At 62.0% G+C, this 14,793-nt stretch carries 15 protein-coding genes and 1 pseudogene; 10 read left to right on the forward strand and 6 right to left on the reverse strand.

What is annotated here, in order from left to right; genetic code table 11:
• Nucleotides 1-314: pseudogene (locus BM186_RS26765) on the forward strand (hypothetical protein); the annotation flags it as partial.
• Between the two features lie 90 nt (nucleotides 315-404).
• Here BM186_RS26765 and tyrS read toward each other — a convergent pair.
• Nucleotides 405-1,604 carry a tyrosine--tRNA ligase gene (gene tyrS / locus BM186_RS18195; protein WP_074917175.1) on the reverse strand — a complete coding sequence of 400 codons (1,200 nt, stop codon included), beginning with the start codon at nucleotides 1,602-1,604 and terminating at the stop codon, nucleotides 405-407.
• 181 nt (nucleotides 1,605-1,785) lie between these two features.
• Here tyrS and BM186_RS18200 point away from each other — a divergent pair, with 181 nt between their 5' ends.
• Complete coding sequence (locus tag BM186_RS18200) at nucleotides 1,786-3,213, forward strand: peptidoglycan DD-metalloendopeptidase family protein (protein ID WP_074917176.1); 1,428 nt, start codon at nucleotides 1,786-1,788, stop codon at nucleotides 3,211-3,213.
• A 3-nt stretch (nucleotides 3,214-3,216) separates the two neighbouring features.
• Entirely contained in the window at nucleotides 3,217-4,308 is a 1,092-nt protein-coding gene (locus BM186_RS18205) for an anhydro-N-acetylmuramic acid kinase (RefSeq protein WP_074917178.1), read from the forward strand.
• Between the two features lie 50 nt (nucleotides 4,309-4,358).
• On the opposite strand, the gene erpA is transcribed toward BM186_RS18205, so the two are convergent.
• The 4 genes from erpA to argC form a co-directional block, all read right to left on the reverse strand.
• A complete protein-coding gene (gene erpA / locus BM186_RS18210) occupies nucleotides 4,359-4,709 on the reverse strand; it encodes an iron-sulfur cluster insertion protein ErpA (RefSeq protein WP_003463426.1) in 351 nt (116 codons plus the stop codon).
• Between the two features lie 72 nt (nucleotides 4,710-4,781).
• Complete coding sequence (locus BM186_RS18215; protein ID WP_072425059.1) at nucleotides 4,782-5,192, reverse strand: bactofilin family protein; 411 nt, start codon at nucleotides 5,190-5,192, stop codon at nucleotides 4,782-4,784.
• On the reverse strand, nucleotides 5,182-5,925 hold the full coding sequence (locus BM186_RS18220) for a DUF6776 family protein (RefSeq protein ID WP_241519896.1): 744 nt from the start codon (nucleotides 5,923-5,925) through the stop codon (nucleotides 5,182-5,184). Before BM186_RS18220 ends, BM186_RS18215 begins: the two co-directional genes overlap by 11 nt.
• Nucleotides 5,922-6,956, reverse strand: a complete 1,035-nt coding sequence (argC, locus tag BM186_RS18225) for an N-acetyl-gamma-glutamyl-phosphate reductase (RefSeq protein WP_072425058.1) — start codon at nucleotides 6,954-6,956, stop codon at nucleotides 5,922-5,924. Before argC ends, BM186_RS18220 begins: the two co-directional genes overlap by 4 nt.
• 134 nt (nucleotides 6,957-7,090) lie before the next feature.
• On the opposite strand from argC, the gene hemJ reads away from it, so the two are divergent.
• The 5 genes from hemJ (at nucleotide 7,091) to BM186_RS18250 (ending at nucleotide 11,636) form a co-directional block, all read left to right on the forward strand.
• On the forward strand, nucleotides 7,091-7,519 hold the full coding sequence (gene hemJ, locus BM186_RS18230) for a protoporphyrinogen oxidase HemJ (RefSeq protein ID WP_017675639.1): 429 nt from the start codon (nucleotides 7,091-7,093) through the stop codon (nucleotides 7,517-7,519).
• Nucleotides 7,520-7,529: 10 nt separating this feature from the next.
• Nucleotides 7,530-8,492, forward strand: coding sequence for an NAD(P)H-dependent flavin oxidoreductase (locus BM186_RS18235; protein ID WP_072425057.1), 963 nt, complete (start codon nucleotides 7,530-7,532; stop codon nucleotides 8,490-8,492).
• Nucleotides 8,489-9,751: an alanine racemase gene (locus BM186_RS18240; RefSeq protein WP_074917180.1), complete on the forward strand. Its 1,263-nt coding sequence runs from the start codon at nucleotides 8,489-8,491 to the stop codon at nucleotides 9,749-9,751. Before BM186_RS18235 ends, BM186_RS18240 begins: the two co-directional genes overlap by 4 nt.
• Before the next feature lie 124 nt (nucleotides 9,752-9,875).
• On the forward strand, nucleotides 9,876-10,838 hold the full coding sequence (locus tag BM186_RS18245; RefSeq protein WP_074917182.1) for a DUF805 domain-containing protein: 963 nt from the start codon (nucleotides 9,876-9,878) through the stop codon (nucleotides 10,836-10,838).
• Nucleotides 10,839-10,847: 9 nt separating this feature from the next.
• On the forward strand, nucleotides 10,848-11,636 hold the full coding sequence (locus BM186_RS18250; protein ID WP_072425055.1) for an SDR family NAD(P)-dependent oxidoreductase: 789 nt from the start codon (nucleotides 10,848-10,850) through the stop codon (nucleotides 11,634-11,636).
• 8 nt (nucleotides 11,637-11,644) lie between these two features.
• On the opposite strand, the gene BM186_RS18255 is transcribed toward BM186_RS18250, so the two are convergent.
• Nucleotides 11,645-13,126 carry an AAA family ATPase gene (locus tag BM186_RS18255; protein WP_093051928.1) on the reverse strand — a complete coding sequence of 494 codons (1,482 nt, stop codon included), beginning with the start codon at nucleotides 13,124-13,126 and terminating at the stop codon, nucleotides 11,645-11,647.
• A 123-nt stretch (nucleotides 13,127-13,249) separates the two neighbouring features.
• Here BM186_RS18255 and BM186_RS18260 point away from each other — a divergent pair, with 123 nt between their 5' ends.
• Nucleotides 13,250-14,077 carry a formylglycine-generating enzyme family protein gene (locus BM186_RS18260; RefSeq protein ID WP_074917184.1) on the forward strand — a complete coding sequence of 276 codons (828 nt, stop codon included), beginning with the start codon at nucleotides 13,250-13,252 and terminating at the stop codon, nucleotides 14,075-14,077.
• A gap of 61 nt (nucleotides 14,078-14,138) precedes the next feature.
• Complete coding sequence (gene coq7 / locus BM186_RS18265) at nucleotides 14,139-14,786, forward strand: 2-polyprenyl-3-methyl-6-methoxy-1,4-benzoquinone monooxygenase (protein WP_074917186.1); 648 nt, start codon at nucleotides 14,139-14,141, stop codon at nucleotides 14,784-14,786.
• Nucleotides 14,787-14,793: the final 7 nt, after the last annotated feature.

Consider the following 14,793-nt stretch of genomic DNA (forward strand, 5'->3'; position numbering starts at 1 on the left):
AGTTGGTTAAGCCTTTCGTCTCAACCGAGGCGCGCATTCTACAGCAGCCTCTCTACCTGTCAAGCTGTTTTTCGATTTTGTTTCCGGAGAAACTTCTTTCTACTCAACCACTTGCGCCTTCGATCAGAACTTCTTCTCTCCAGCGGGAGGCGCATTCTACAGCGTTCAAAACCGCTGTCAACCACCTCTTTCAAACCGCTTTCGATCCATTCGACCGAAACTTCAACAGGATCAAACCACCACCCCGTCGACCAGCGCGCATTCTACACGCCAGATCCAGCTTTGCAAGCCCTTCACTCAACTTAACTTATTGATTAACAAGCAGTTTTTGAAGCGCTTCATCGCTGAAGTGGCGCGCATTCTACCGCCAGCAGAATGCGCGTCAAGCTTATTTTGCAGTTTTATTACTCGGCCTTGAGGGTGATGCGCGCAAAGGCCTTCTTGCCAGCCTGACAGACATGGGTCGAACCCACCTTGAACAGGAAAGCGCGATCAACCACCTCACCATCAACACGCACGCCACCCGAACCCAGCAGATCGCGAGCCACGGCAGCATTCTTGACCAGACCTGCCTTATTAAGGACGGATGAGATCGGCATATCTTCAATCGAGGTCAACTCAACCTCGGGCAGATCTTCCGGCAGCTCGCCATCTTTCATACGGTTACCAGCGGAACGGTGAGCATTGGCCGCAGCCTCTTCACCGTGAAAGCGCGCCACGAGTTCTTCGGCCAGCTTGATCTTGATGTCACGTGGATTGGCGCCCTGCTCGACATCACGCTTGAACTGCTCGATCTCTTCCATGGAACGGAAGCTGAGCAGCTCGAAGTAACGCCACATCAGCGCATCGGGCATGGACACCAGCTTGTTGTACATCACACCCGGCGCTTCCTGGATACCCACATAGTTGCCCAGCGACTTTGACATCTTCTTCACACCGTCGAGACCCTCCAGCAACGGCATGGTGACGATGCACTGCGACTCCTGGCCATAGGCGCGCTGCAGCTCGCGCCCCATCAGCAGGTTGAATTTCTGATCGGTACCGCCCAGCTCGACATCAGCCTTCAGCGCTACGGAATCATAGCCCTGCACCAAGGGATAGAGAAACTCGTGAATGGCGATCGGCTGGTTGCTGCTATAGCGTTTGTCGAAGTCATCACGCTCAAGCATCCGCGCCACTGTGTACTGCGACGTCAGACGAATGAAATCGGCAGGCCCCATCTGGTCCATCCAGGTGGAGTTGAAAGCCACCTCGGTCTTGGCCGGATCGAGAATCTTGAAGACCTGCTGCTTATAGGTCTCAGCATTATCCAGAACTTGCTCACGGGTCAGCGGCGGACGAGTAGCGCTCTTGCCGCTGGGGTCACCGATCATTCCGGTGAAATCCCCGATCAGAAAGATCACATGGTGACCGAGCTCCTGAAACTGACGCAGCTTATTAATAAGCACGGTGTGACCGAGATGCAGATCCGGCGCGGTAGGGTCGAAACCCGCCTTGATCCGCAGCGGCTGACCACGCTTGAGCTTTTCGACCAGCTCAGCCTCAACCAGAACCTCTTCTGCACCGCGCTTGATCAGCGCCAGCTGCTCTTCGACCGACTTCATGACAGAACCCGCAACTACTGGAAATTGAAAGGGAACCAACCATACAAGATCGCGGACTAATTACAAGTTTTGCCCAGGGTAAGCGCCCTGAGCGTCCGTTCGGCATGTCAAGGGTTGCCCCAAGCCGATTTTGGTTATATTTTATACAGTTAATGCATATTCCAAGAAAACGCCTCACGCCATGACGCAAAATATTCCTAAAGCCCCGCCCTACCCTAAAAGCCATATCCTGGCTGCTAGCGGTGTAGCTGCGCTGCTGAGCCTGGCTCTGCTGGTGTTTCCTTCGCGTGAAGTCGAAGCGCAGAAAACCTTTCTCGATCTGGATCTCGGTAACGATACCGAGCAGGTGCTGCAGGAAAAGGATGACCTCCGAGCGGGACTGCCAGTGCCTGGTGCCGCTTCGCCCTTCGCCAAGATCGAGCAAAGCGCGAACACCGCCGAAAACAGCGCAGAAGACGCTGACGAAGATCTCCTAGAAACAGCCGACACCACTCCTCCTTCCGACCCCAACCACCACAACATCACGGTCAGTAATGGCGATACGCTTTCTACCGTGTTCGCCAAGGTCGGTCTGAACGCCAATGATCTGCATGAAGCGCTCAATAGCAGCAAGGACGCCAAGCAGTTCAGCCGCCTCAAAGTGGGCCAGGTGCTGGACTTCGAATTGAACGAAGACGGCAAGCTGAAGAGTCTGCAGAGCAAGCTCAGCGATCTGGAAACCATTCGCCTCAGCCGTACCGACAAAGGCTTCGATTTCCAGCGCGACCAGGTCAAGCCTGAGGTGGTCACCGCATACAGCCGCGGCGTGATCAACAGCTCGCTGTTCCTTTCCGCCAAGCGTGCGGGCCTGTCTCATAGTCTGACCATGGACCTCGCCAACGTGTTTGGCTACGACATCGATTTCGCCATGGATATTCGCGAAGGCGACGAGTTCGAGGTGATCTATGAAGAGAAGGTGGTGAACGGCAAGCGCGTTGGCACCGGCAACATTCTCTCGGCGCGCTTCACCAATCGCGGCAAGACCTATACCGCCGTGCGCTACACCAGCAAGCAAGGCACCACCAGCTACTACAATGCCGATGGCGAAAGCATGCGCAAGGCATTCATCCGCACGCCGGTGGACTTCGCTCGTATCAGCTCGCGCTTCTCCACTGGTCGCAAGCACCCGATCCTGAACAAGATCCGCGCACACAAGGGTGTCGACTATGCTGCGCCACGTGGCACGCCGATCAAGGCGGCCGGTGACGGTCGCGTGACGCTGGCAGGTCGTAATGGAGGCTACGGCAATACTGTGATCATCCAGCACGGCCAGCGTTATCGCACCCTTTACGCACACATGCAGGGTTTTGCCAAAGGTGTGCGCAACGGTGCGAACGTCAAGCAAGGCCAGATCATCGGTTATATCGGTACTACCGGACTCTCCACCGGACCGCACCTGCACTATGAGTTCCAGGTCAACGGCGTACACGTCGATCCGCTCAGCCAGAAGCTACCGATGGCCGACCCGATTGCAGCGAGCGAGAAGCAGCGCTTCATGCAACTGAGCAAGCCGCTGATGGCACGCATGGACCAGGAAAAGGCCACCATGCTAGCCGCCAACCAGCAGTAAGCCGTGCCCCTCTATATTGGCGTGATGTCCGGCACCAGCCTGGATGGGCTGGACATCGCGCTGATCGATCAAGATCAGCGCCCTCATCTGCTTGCCACCCTCTATCGCCCCATGCCAGAACAGCTGCGTAGCGACCTGCTGGCGCTGTGCACCTCGGGTGATAATGAACTGGCGCGCGCAGCCATTGCAGAACAGCGCTGGGTCGAACTGGCCGCTGCCGCTATCAACGAACTCCTGCAGCAACAGAACCTGACCGCGCAGCAGATTCGCGCCATCGGTAGCCATGGCCAGACCGTGCGCCATGAACCGGCGCGCGGCTTCACCATCCAGATTGGCAACCCGGCATTGCTGGCCGAGCTTACGGGCATTTGCGTGGTCGCAGACTTTCGCCGTCGCGATGTGGCTGCAGGCGGTCAAGGGGCTCCCCTGGTCCCAGCCTTCCACCATGATCTGTTCGGCAATAGCCAGCGGCAGGTCGCCGTGCTCAATGTCGGCGGTTTCAGTAACCTCAGCCTGCTTTCACCCGGCCAGGAGGTTCTGGGATTCGACAGCGGCCCTGGCAACGTTCTGCTCGACGCCTGGATTCAGCATTGCCAGGGCCTGGCCTATGACCGTGATGGTGCCTGGGGAGCCAGCGGTACCGTCCACCCGGAGCTATTGAAACGGCTGCTGAGCGATCCCTTCTTCGCCACTCAGGGACCGAAGAGTACCGGTCGCGAGCTGTTCAATCTCGACTGGTTGCTTGGCCATCTGCAAGCATTGCCACAGTTGGCCGGCGAAGACGTTCAGGCGACCCTGGTAGAACTCACTGCGCGCAGTGTCGTCAGCGCCTTGCGCAACGCGCAAGCTCACACGGACGCTCTGCTGGTGTGTGGTGGCGGCGCTCACAACGCTTGCTTGATGAAGCGTCTGAACGAGATGCTGGCAGGAACCGAGGTCAGCAGCACCGCGACTGAGGGTGTAGACCCGGACTGGGTCGAAGCCATGGCCTTCGCCTGGCTGGCACATTGCGCACTTGAAGGCACTGCTGGCAATCGCCCGAGCGTAACCGGCGCCAAAGGCCTGCGCGTGCTCGGCGCCATCTACCCGGCCTGAAAACGAAAACGCCGCGCATCGAGCGCGGCGTCTGTCATCAGGCGGAGCATTCAGATCGAGAAGGACGACCCGCAACCACAGGTAGTGGTGGCATTGGGGTTCTTGATCACGAAACGCGAACCTTCCAGCCCTTCCTGATAGTCGACCTCCGAACCAGCCAGATACTGGAAGCTCATGGCGTCGACCACCAGACTCACGCCTTCACGCTCGACGATGGTGTCGTCCTCGGCCACGTCCTCATCGAAGGTAAAGCCGTACTGAAAGCCCGAGCAGCCGCCGCCCGTGACGAACACGCGCAGCTTCAGACGCGGATTGCCCTCTTCATCGACCAGGTTCTTCACCTTGCTGGCCGCGCCTTGGGTAAAGTGCAAGGGGGCAGGGGTGAAGGTTTCGACGCTCATTCTGGACTCCCGGCGCCATGCGCCATACTGCTTTGGGCGTGCATTATCCGCTTGCCCGACGAAATTGGTCAACTATTGCTCGATTTCCAGCGTAGCGGGAAGCTCGAGTGGCCGCTCACCATCCTTGAGGTGACAAAGGCGCCCCTCGATCTGCGCCCCCATGGCCATCTCCATCAGGCCGTAATGCAGGTTGCCGCGAACCCGTGAGCGTGAACCCAGCTCAAGATGGCTGCTGGCGAACACATCACCACTCACCTCTCCATCGATCACTATATGGGGTGCGCGTATCTCACCTTCAACCAGGCCGCCTGCACTTACACGCACCAGCCCTTCGGTAGCCAACAGATTACCGGTGACCCGACCATCCACTTGCACCGCGCCCTGAAAGCGCATGTCGCCCACCAGCTCGGCGCCAGCGGCAATCAGGCTGGTCTTACCGCTGAAGCGCTGCAAGTCGGGTTTGGTCTTGTCTTTACTCCACATGGGTGGCTATCGCTCCTGATTTTATCCATTCGAATGTACGGCTCAGCGGTTTGTCGCCCTCGACCTCCGCCTGAACCTTGACCTGACGCGGCTCGAAGCCCTCAGGTAGTTGTAGCTCGCCGAAACGCCCCGCTTCGGGGAAGGACTGGAAGTGCTTGAAAGAGAAGGCAATGCTGCTCTCGCTGACCTCGTCGGACAGCGCCGCCAGCTCCAAGGTGGCCGGCTTACCGTCCTGCAGTCCTTCGACCGTGACACGCAAACGCCCCTGCAATGCCTCATCACTGGTACCGACTCGGCTCATCAGCAATTTGTAGCGGAATCGCTGCGGCGCGTCCGTGGCTTGCAGCTCAAAGGCGCGAATACGAATGCCTTCACGACGACTGGCAGGCGCCAACACGCCTTTATAGAAGGCCAGATCCTGCTGCTGCTTGAAGATCTGCTCCTCCAGCAGCTTGATGGTGCGGCGATTCTGCTCCATGGCCTGCTGAGTGACCTTGTCACTGCTGCCGACCACAGCCAGGCGCTGGCGCAACAGCTCCAGTTCCTGCTCCTGTTCGGCAACACGGGTCAGCAGTGCGTGCGTATCCTCGGGCGTCCGCTGAGGCTGCACCTGTGGCCAGTACCATCCCAGGGCAAAGGCCGCCGGTACGGCGAGTACCAGCAGCAGTTGCAGCCAACGCCGTCTGCGCTCACGACGCGGATCGCTGAGGCGGACCTCCCAGCCCGGTATCACGGCAGCAGGGCCGCGTGCGACAGGCCGAGACGCTCGTCGAGACCGAAGAGGATGTTCATGTTCTGCACCGCCTGGCCGGAGGCCCCCTTGACCAGGTTGTCGATCACCGAGAGCACCACCACCAGGTCGCCGCCCTGCGGACGGTGCACGGCGATGCGGCAAACGTTGCCTCCGCGCACGCTACGGGTTTCCGGGTGGCTGCCCGCAGGCATCACATCGACGAAAGGCTCGCCAGCGTAACGCTTCTCGAACAGTGCCTGCAGATCGACCGAGGCATCGGCCACGCGCGCATAGAGGGTCGCGTGAATGCCACGAATCATCGGTGTCAGGTGTGGCACGAAGGTAAGGCCGACATCGCTACCTGCTGCCTGGCGCAGCCCCTGGCGAATCTCCGGCAGGTGACGGTGGCCCTTGACCGAGTAGGCCTTCATGCTCTCGCCGGCCTCACAGAACAGCGAGCCAACGCTGGCACCACGGCCGGCACCGCTGACGCCGCTCTTGCAGTCAGCGATCAGGCTGCCGGCATCGGCCAAGCCGGCTTCCAGCAATGGGATCAGCCCCAGCTGAGTGGCGGTCGGGTAGCAGCCGGGTACGGCGATCAGGCGCGCAGTCTTGATCGCCTCACGATTGACCTCGGGTAGACCGTACACCGCCTCGCTCAGCAGCTCGGGAGCCCCATGCGGCTGGCCGTACCACTTGGCCCACTCCTCGGCATCCTGCAGACGGAAGTCAGCGGAGAGGTCGATCACTCGCGTGCCCGCAGCGAGCAACTCACCAGCCAGCGCATGGGCCACGCCGTGCGGGGTGGCGAAGAACACCACATCACAGGCGCCCAGGGTGGCGACATCCGGCACGCTGAACGCGAGTTCGGGGTAGTGGCCGCGCAGATTGGGGTACATCTCGTCGACGCGCAGGCCGGCCTCGGAACGGGAAGTGATCACGCTCACCTCTGCCTGCGGGTGTTGCGCCAGCAGACGCAGCAATTCGACACCAGTGTAGCCCGTGCCGCCGACGATACCGACCTTGATCATCACATGCCCCTTTGCAAAAGCGATTGGAAAGTTGCCGATGATAAAGCCGCATCGGCCAAGCTCCAACCGCGGAGGTGACGCAGACCGTCAGCTGCCTCTACTATCGAGGCCATTTTTCAGCGCGGGAAGCGAAAATGCTCTATCTCTGGCTCAAGGCTCTGCACATCATCGCCATGGTCTGCTGGTTCGCCGGCCTGTTCTACCTGCCGCGTCTGTTCGTCTATCACGCCATGAGCAGCGATGCCGCCAGCCACGAACGCTTCTGCATCATGGAGCGCAAGCTGTATCGCGGCATCATGATCCCCTCGATGATCGCCACGCTGGGCCTGGGCATCTGGTTACTCAGCCTCAATTCGGCTTACTACTTCACGCAAGGCTGGATGCACGCCAAGCTCACGCTGGTAGTGGCGCTGGTGATCTATCACCACCTCTGCGGCGCTCAGCTCAAGCGCTTTGCCCGCGGCGAGAACAGCCGTAGTCACGTGTTCTATCGTTGGTTCAATGAAGCGCCGGTGCTGGCCCTGCTGGGCATCGTCATCCTGGTCGTCGTCCGCCCCTTCTGAGGAGTTCGCCATGTCTCTGCCTGCCCTGCTCGATCAACGCCTGCGCCTGCCTCTGGTAGCTGCGCCGATGTTTCTGGTGTCCAACCCGGCGCTGGTCAGTGCCTGCTGCAACAGCGGCATCGTCGGCAGCTTTCCGGCGCTGAACCAGCGCGAGAGCGCCGGTTTCGCCGCCTGGCTCGACGAGATCGAAGCCAGCCTGGCGAGCAACGCCGCGCCCTATGCCGTCAATTTGATCGTGCATAACAGCAACCCACGCCTGCAGGCGGATCTGGCCATCTGCGTCGAACACCGCGTGCCCATCGTCATCACCAGCCTGGGCGCGGTGAAGGAAGTGGTCGATGCGGTGCACAGCTACGGCGGCCTGGTGTTCCATGACGTGACCACCCGCCGCCATGCCGAAAAAGCTGCCGAGGCCGGCGTGGATGGCCTGATCGCCGTGGCAGCCGGCGCTGGCGGCCACGCCGGGACCTGGAGCCCCTTCGCCCTGCTGGCCGAGATTCGTCAGTTCTTCGACAAGACCGTGTTGCTGTCCGGCTGCCTCAACCACGGCCACGAAATTCTCGCCGCGCAGTTGCTCGGTGCCGACCTGGCCTATATGGGCACCCGCTTCATCGCCACGACCGAGAACAATGCATCGGCCGATTACAAGGCGATGATTCTCGAAGCGCGGGCCGCCGACATCATTCACACACCCGCCGTGTCCGGTGTACCGGCCAGCTTCATGCGCCAGAGCCTGGAACAGGCCGGCTACGACCTGAAACAGCTGCAGAACAAGGGCGATATCAACTACGGCGAGAAGCTCAAGCCGATGGATGAAGAAGCCAAGGCCTGGAAAACCGTCTGGTCGGCCGGCCAGGGCGTCGGTGGCATCGACGACCTGCCGTCGGTGCAGGAGCTGGTGTCGCGACTCGACCATGAATATCGCGCCGCACTGACACGTAGCCAAGCACTGGGGCAACGCTGGCCGCGATGAAGCGTCGCCATCTGCTGGGCCTGGGCGCGCTCGGTCTGCTCGGCGGCTGGGCGCTGCGCCCAACTGATCGAGGCCGCGAGCATGACGCCTACTTCGCCGAGCTCAACCGGCAGCTGCAGCGCGATGGCGAGGGCATCCCCACCCTGCTGCTCGACCTCGATCGCCTCGACGCCAACGCCGACCTGCTGGCCGTAAGACTGGGCGGTCACCTCCAGCTGCGCCTGGTGGCCAAATCACTGGCCAGCACCGGCCTGCTGGAATACCTGGCCAAGCGCCTGCAGACCCAGCGCTTCATGGTCTTTCATCAGCCGCAATTGAATCGCCTGGCCAGGAGTTTTCCCCAGGCCGACCTGCTGCTTGGCAACCCCATGCCGGTTGCCGCTGCGCTGAACTTCTATCGCCAGCTTGCGCACCACCTGGATTTCGATCCCGACCGCCAGGTTACCTGGCTGATCGACAGCCAGCAGCGCCTGATGCAATACGGTGAATTGGCCAAGGCGCTGGGGCGACCGCTGCGCATTGCGCTGGAAATCGACGTCGGCCTGGAGCGCGGCGGTTTCGCCACCCCGCAGGCGCTGGCTCAGGCGCTGCTGCAACTTCGTCAGCTGCCGGCACTGCGTCTGCAGGGGCTGATGGGATATGACGCGCATGTCGCACACAGCCCGCCCTGGCAGAATCAGTTACGAGCATTCAGCGAGACCGATGAGCGCTATCGACTATTCATCAGCAGCGCTCAGGGGTTCAGCGATCTTTGGCCAGCAACGCCGCTGCTCAACGGTGCCGGCAGCCTGACCTACCTGCTGCACAGCCAGCAGGAGACTTCGCTCAAAGAAGTCGCCGTCGGTTCCGCCCTGCTCAAGCCCGCGGAGTTCGACACGCCACTGCTCAAGGAGCATCAGCCAGCGCTGTGGATCGCCAGCCCCGTACTCAAGGTGGTCGACGGCGCCCTGCCCTACCTGCAACCGCAGCAGCCTCTGATCAGCGCCTGGAACCCCAACCGAGAGAACGCCTACTACCTCTACGGCGGTCGCTGGCCGGCACAGCCCGTCTCACCGGCCGGGCTCGACTACGACGAACTCTACGGCCGTAGCGCCAATCAGGAGCGCCTGGTGGGTGGTAAAGGCACACGACTGACGAGCAACGATTGGGTATTTCTGCGCCCCGCGATCAGCGAAGGTGTGCTGGGCGATTTCAGCGAAATACGTCTACTACGCCGCGGCCAGCTGGTCGGCCGCTGGAGCACAATAGGCGACAGCTGAAAAATAGCCATGAGCGGCGCTTCAGGCCGCTTGTATATTGGCCTCGCGGCACTCTAGGCTTATGCCTCGCTTGCTGCTCAACGGGCACTTCGCTCCCCCACTTCCCGCCGACAAGGAAGCTCGCATGAATCAACCGCGTTACAAGATCGTGTTCGACGGCCAACTGATGCCCGAGGCATCGTTGGAAATGGTCAAGACAAACCTGGCCCGCCTGTTCAAGAGCGACCTTGCCCGTATCGACAGTCTGTTCAGCGGAACGCCGGTGGCGCTCAAGCGTGATCTGGGCGAAGGCGAGGCGGAACAGTACCTCAACGCTCTGCAGAAGGCAGGGGCCAAGGTGCGCAAGGAGCTGGATCAGGCCGCCAGCCTGAGTCTGGTGCCAACCGAAGCCGAAACAGAGCAGGCCGTGGACGCGGCCACGCCGCATATGACCTGCCCCAAATGCGGTCATGAGCAGGCCAAGGCGAGCGAGTGCTCCGCCTGCGGCATCATTATCGAGAAATACCTCGCGCGCCAGGCACAGCTGGCCGAAGCCGCTCCGGCCCCAGCCCCTGTCGCAGCGGCTGCATCGCCCTATGCACCGCCACAGGCAAATGTCGCCGAGCAATTGCCGCAGTACTCCGAGCTCAAGGTCCTCGGCGTCAACGGCCGGATCGGCCGCGTGCGTTACCTGGGCTGGCTGATGGCGATGACGCTGTGTTTCATCCCGATCATGTTGATCGGTACCGGCATTGCCGCGATGTCCTCGACCCTGGCCATGTTGGCGCTGGGCATCGTCAGTATTGCCGCGGTGGTGATCGGCATCTTCATCGGCGTACAGCGTCTGCATGACATCGGTTGGTCCGGCTGGCTGCTGCTGGTGCACCTGATCCCGGTGGTCGGCAGCGTGTTCGCCCTGCTGATGCTGATCATCCCGGGCACTCAAGGCGCCAACCGCTACGGCCCACCACCGCCCCCCAACAGCACTGCAGTCAAGGTACTGGCCTGGTTGTTCCTGCTGGTACCAGTGACCGGTATCGTCGCCGCCATCGCCATTCCCCAATATCAGGGTTATGTCGAGCGTGCCGCCGAATATCAGGAGCAGTAATTCCCGACCATGCGCAGCTATGCATTGATCACCGGAGCGTCCAGCGGCATTGGCCTGGCCTTGGCCGAAGCCCTGGCACGCCGGGGGCGCAACCTGATCCTGGTGGCGCGCCGGCGTGATGCCCTGGAAAGCATCGCCTGCGAGTTGGCCCAGCGCTTCGGCGTCGAAGTGCTGTTTCGTCTCTGCGACCTGAGCGAGCCGCTGCAATTGTCCGGCCTGCTGCTGGAGCTGGAAGAAGGCCAGTGGCATGTCGATCTGCTGGTGAACAACGCCGGCCTCGGCTGCGCCGGTCCGTTCCTGGAGCAGGACTGGAGTCGCGAGCTGGAGCAGTTGGAAGTCAACGTGCTGGCGCTGACCCGCCTGTGTCACGCACTTGGTCAGCGCATGGCCGAGCACGGCAGCGGGCAGATTCTCAACGTCGCCTCGGTCGCGGCCTTCCAGCCCGGCCCCTGGATGAGCAGCTACTACGCCAGCAAGGCCTATGTGCTGAACTTTTCCGAGGGGTTGCGCGAAGAGCTGAGAAACCGCGGTGTGCGTGTGTCAGTACTTTGCCCCGGTCCGACCCACAGCGCCTTTTTCCGTGCAGCGCAGATGGACGTCACGCGGATTGCCGGCAGCAAGCTGATGATGAGCGCCGAGGAAGTGGCGCTGATCACCGTGCGTGCATTGGAAAAGAACCGCGCCATCATCATTCCCGGCTGGCGTAACCGCCTGCTGGCCCTGAGTCCACGCCTCGCGCCGCGCTGGCTGGTACGCAAACTCAGTGCTCGCCTGACCCGCCCCTTCACTGGCGCCTGACCGGGTACTCAGCCGGCATTGACCGTGCGCCCATCGGCCCACTCTCGCAACGCCATCAACCGCTCGGCCATTACCACCGACAGCGGCGCGGTGCTCTGCAGTGCGCGCAGCAGCAACCCCTGATCGACCGCCTGCTGCTGCGCCTGACCAGCGTACAGCGCGCTGACCACTGCCTGCTCGATCTCGGCACCCGAGTAGCCCTCGCTGGCAGCAGCCAGCTGCGCGAGATCGAAGTTGCCTGGTTCCAGTTCACGGCGTTGCAGGTGGATACGGAAGATGTCGGCCCGCACCTCGGCACTGGGCAGGTCGACGAAGAACAGCTCGTCGAAGCGCCCCTTGCGCACCAGTTCCGGCGGCAGACGGTCGATGGCATTGGCCGTGGCCACCACGAACACCGGTGCCTTGCGCTCGGCCATCCAGGTCAGCAGGGTGCCGAGCACGCGCTGGCTCACGCCACCGTCGTGGTCGCCACTGGCCAACCCCTTCTCCACCTCGTCCATCCACAGCACGCAGGGCGCCATCTGTTCGGCCAGACGTAGCGCCTCACGCAGATTACGCTCGGTCTCGCCGAAGAACTTGTTGTACAGGCAGGCGAAATCCAGACGCAGCAGCGGCAAGCCCCAGAGTCCGGCCACGGCCTTGGCCGCCAGGCTCTTGCCCCCGCCCTGTACGCCGACCAGCATCACGCCTTTCGGCGCATCCAGAAGCTTGCCTTCGAGAAAGCCGGCCTGACGTTCGGCCAGCCATCGCTTGAGGTTGACCAACCCGCCGACTTCTGCGAAGCGCGCAGTGTCGTATTCGAAGCTGAGCACACCCTCCAGATCCAGCAGCTGAAACTTGGTCTTGTTCAGCTCCGGGATGTCTTCCTGGGTGATCGCGCCATCATCGCAGATCACGTTGCGCGCCAGCGCCCGCGCCTCGGCATGACTGAGGCCGCGCAGGTTCTTCACCACCTGCTGCAAGGTACGGTTGTCGGTGCGCACGCGTGCGCCGCGATTGCCTTCGCTCCAACGCGTCGCCTCGTCACGCACGATGCTCAGCAGCTCGTCTTCCGACGGCAGCGCAAGACTGAAACGAGCCGCGAAACGCTGTACTTCGGCAGGCAGCTTGAGCGCATGCGACACCAGCACCAGCGTCGGCTTGTGCGCGGCCTCGCTCATGGCGATTTCCTTGAGCAGGCGCACCAGCCTGGGGTTGTCATCGAGGAAGGGATGCAGGTCGCACATCACGTAGAGGTTCGGCTGCGGATCGACCTTGATCATGCGCAGCGCCGCTTCGGGCTCCAGGGTCGGTGACTCGTCCACTGGTGCGCCGCCGAAACCCAGACGCTGCAGGCCCTCGGTCACCGACCAGGTGTGCAGACCGAGGCCGCGCTTGATCGCCAGGCCAGTCAGGGTCTCCAGCACGCGCAGCTCGTCCCAGGACTCGATCACCACCAGCTTGACCTTGGAGTCCAGCACCAGTCCAAGATCATGAATATCGTTCTTCAACACCGACTCCTTGTGAGATTTGGCCAGCCAGGCACGCAGGGTTACCATCCGCGGTTTCACAGAATCGAGAACTTACAGCATGGACCGCCTGAACACGCAGATCGTCGCCGGAGGCATCACGCCGTGCAAGTGCTGAAAGCGCGTTGCGTCACAGTATCCATGGCCATCGCAGCCGGCCTGCTGGTTAACCTGCCGGCCGTTGCTATCGAAACCATCAGCGACCCGTTGCCCGGCGGCGCTCAGGGCCCCGAAATGGTAGTGATTCCGGCTGGCGAGTTCCGCATGGGCGATGCCAGCGGTCGCGGCAATGACAACGAGCGGCCGCAACGATCGATTGCTTTCGATCAACCCTTCGCCATCGGCCGCTACGAAGTCACCTTCGCCGACTGGCAGAAGTACGCCGACGCCAACCAGTTGCCCATGCCTGACAACGAGGGCTGGGGCCTTTCGGCGCAGCGCCCGGTGATTCATGTGTCCTGGCGTGACGCTCACGCCTACACCCAGTGGTTGTCACGCGAGACGGGCGCGCGCTATCGCCTGCCGACCGAAGCCGAATGGGAGTATGCAGCGCGCGGAGGCAGCCAGAGCTACTACTGGTGGGGCGAGCAACTCGACAGCAGCGAGCAGGCGCCACGCGCTCACTGCCGCGGTTGCGCCAGCTCGCGCCTGTTACGCAACAAGACGGCAGCCGTCGGCCAGTTCCCGGCCAATGGCTTCGGCTTGCACGACACTGCGGGCAACGTCTGGGAATGGACGGCCTCGAACTTCACCCAGCGCTTCGACGGCAGCGAAACTCAGAGTGCCGGCCTGCTCGACAATAGCCCGCGCGTGGTGCGCGGCGGCGCCTGGAACAGCGGCCCGGTCTACCTGCGCAGCAGCATGCGCGACCTCAAACAGCCGCATCATCGCGACTATGCGCTGGGGTTTCGCGTGCTGCGCGAGTTGCCCTGAACGCGGACGACCTGGCGACTTTGCAGTAGACTAGCGCTGTTGTTACCTCTGGAGGTGCCCCATGGCCAGCGAACGCCAGTATTCCCCCGTCGACCGCCTGCTGCTGCAAGCCGATGCCGCGCTGCGCACGCTGCTGCCATTCAGCGGCGCGTCGAGTCGCCCCTCGCCTGCCATCGTGCAGAACGAGACCGAGCTGAGCAGTGAGGAGTCGCGCCACGTCGCCGGCCTGATGCGCATCAATCACACCGGTGAAGTCTGCGCCCAGGCGCTCTATCAGGGCCAGGCGCTGACCGCCAAGCTGCCGCAAGTGCGTAGCGCCATGGAGCATGCGGCCGATGAGGAACTCGACCACCTGGCCTGGTGCGAGCAGCGCATTCGTGAGCTGGGCAGCCAACCCAGCGTGCTCAACCCGCTGTTCTACGGTCTGTCGTTCGGTGTTGGCGCCGTTGCCGGGCTTGTCAGTGATCGCGTCAGCCTCGGCTTCGTCGCCGCCACCGAAGACCAGGTGTGCAAACATCTGGACGAGCACCTGGAGCAACTGCCCGAGCATGACGCCAAGTCGCGCGCCATCCTCGAGCAGATGCGCATCGACGAACAGCAACATGCCAACAGTGCCCTGGCGGCGGGCGGTGTGCGCTTCCCGGCGCCGATCAAGTTCGGCATGACCTTGCTGTCGAAGGTGATGACCAAGAGCACCTACCGCGTCTGAAACGAAC

The organism is Ectopseudomonas toyotomiensis (genome assembly GCF_900115695.1).
Taxonomy (GTDB): Bacteria; Pseudomonadota; Gammaproteobacteria; order Pseudomonadales; family Pseudomonadaceae; genus Aquipseudomonas; species Aquipseudomonas toyotomiensis.